This is a genomic window from Ideonella sp. B508-1 (assembly GCF_000333615.1).
Lineage (GTDB): Bacteria > Pseudomonadota > Gammaproteobacteria > Burkholderiales > Burkholderiaceae_C > Ideonella.
The window spans coordinates 1-1801 of record NZ_BADL01000379.1; the positions used below are offsets into that span (position 1 = coordinate 1).

Annotated in this window: 1 protein-coding gene and 1 pseudogene; one reads left to right on the plus strand and one right to left on the minus strand. The window is 73.3% G+C overall.

Annotated elements, in window-relative coordinates; genetic code table 11:
• Positions 1-524 (minus strand): annotated as a pseudogene (locus tag I73_RS15800) (PLP-dependent aminotransferase family protein); the annotation flags it as partial.
• A gap of 195 nt (positions 525-719) precedes the next feature.
• On the opposite strand from I73_RS15800, the gene I73_RS15805 reads away from it, so the two are divergent.
• The coding region (locus tag I73_RS15805) for a PLP-dependent aminotransferase family protein (RefSeq protein WP_026096812.1) at positions 720-1801 on the plus strand (1082 nt) is incomplete at its 3' end.

Below are 1801 nucleotides of genomic sequence, written 5' to 3' on the forward strand. Positions count from 1 at the left end.
GAGCGCGTGCCGGGCGCGTCGTGGGGCAGGCGGGCGATGGCCTCCGGCAGCGCGCCCTGGCCGTCGCTGGCCACGCCGGCAAAGATGGGCTCGAACGGGGTGAAGGCCTGCAGCGCGCCCAGGTAGGTGGGGGTCTCCACGGCCACCGGGGCCCCGGCATCGACCATCACCTTGGCGATCAGGTCCAGGCCCTGCTGCGAGCCGGTGGTCATCAGCACCTGCTCGGCCTTCACATGGGCCATGCCTTGCGCACGCAGGCGCTCGGCCACCCACTCACGCAGGGGGCCGTAGCCTTCGCTGGCGGCGTACTGCAGGGCGGCCTGGGGTTGCTCGGCCAGCACCCGGGTGGTGGCCTCGCGCATGGCTTCGACCGGGAAGGTGGAGGCGGCCGGCAGGCCCCCCGCCAGCGACAGAACGCCCGGCAGCTCGGTGAGCTTCAGGATCTCGCGGATCACCGAAGGGTTGAGTCGCGCGGCGCGCTGCGCCATGTGCCAGGGAGAAGAGGGCGAGGTCGAGGGGCTCATGCGTGTGTCTCCGGAGCAAGGACCGGTCGGGCCGGCCGTGAGAGGGCCAGTGTAGGCCTGCCGGCAATACAGATACAGTACAGTTTTCCGATGCACCGAGGCTTCTGTACCGGCGGGTGAGGTGACACAGTGAGCGAGCGTGACGAATGGCGTGCCGCAGCGGCCGCCGGACCGGGTCCCGAGGGCGGTTCCGCCCTGGGCGGGCTCTCGCGCGGCGGCGGCAGCACGCTGACCGAGCAGTTGGCCGAGCACTATGCCCAGCGCATCCGCCAGCGCCTGCTGGCGCCGGGCACTCGGCTGCCCTCGGTGCGGGACGCCGCGCGCCGGCACAGTGTGAGCCCGCACACCGTGGTGGCCGCCTACGACCAGCTGCTGGCCCTCGGGCTGGTGGAGGCCCGGCGGCAGCGCGGCTTCTTCGTGCGCGACCGGCGCATGCCGGAGTCTCGGCCAACCCCGCCGCGACCGGCGCCTGCCGGGCCACCCCTGCCGCCGGTGGATGCCACCGCCCTGATCCGCGGCATGTTCCACAGCGGCACCGATCAGCCCGCGCCCGGCTTGGGCACGCTGCCGCTGGAGTGGTTGGACCCGGCTCTGCTCAGCACCGCCCTGCGCCGTGTGCTGGGCCAGAACGAAGGGGCGCTGGCCCTGCAGTACGGCCAGCCTGCGGGCGACCTGCGCCTGCGCCAGGCCCTGGCGCTGCGTCTGGGCGGGCTGGGCCTGCAGGCCTCGGCCGAGCAGATCGTCACGGCCACCGGCGCCACCCATGCGCTGGACATCGTCTCGCGCGCCCTGCTGGCCCCGGGCGATGCGGTGCTGGTGGACGAGCCGGGCTGGGCGGTGGAGTTCGCCCGCCTGAGCCAGCTGGGCATGCGCCTGCTGCCGGTGCCGCGCGGCGCCGACGGCCCCGATCTGGCGGTGCTGGAGACCCTGGCGCGCGAGCACCGGCCGCGGCTGTACGTGACCATCTCGGTGCTGCACAACCCCACCGGCAACTCGCTGACGCCGGCCGGCGCCTACCAGCTGCTGCGCCTGGCCGAACAGCACGATTTCCGGGTGGTGGAGGACGACACCTATGGCGAGCTGGCGCCGGCCCATCTGCCGCGCCTGGCGGCCCTGGACGGCCTGCAGCGTACGCTCTATGTCTCGGGCTTCTCCAAGATCCTTACGCCCGGCTGGCGGGTGGGCTATGTGGCGGCGCCACCGTCGCTGATCGAGCGCCTGATCGACGTGAAGCTGCTCTCGACGCTGACCACGCCGGCCATCCTGAGCAGGCCCGG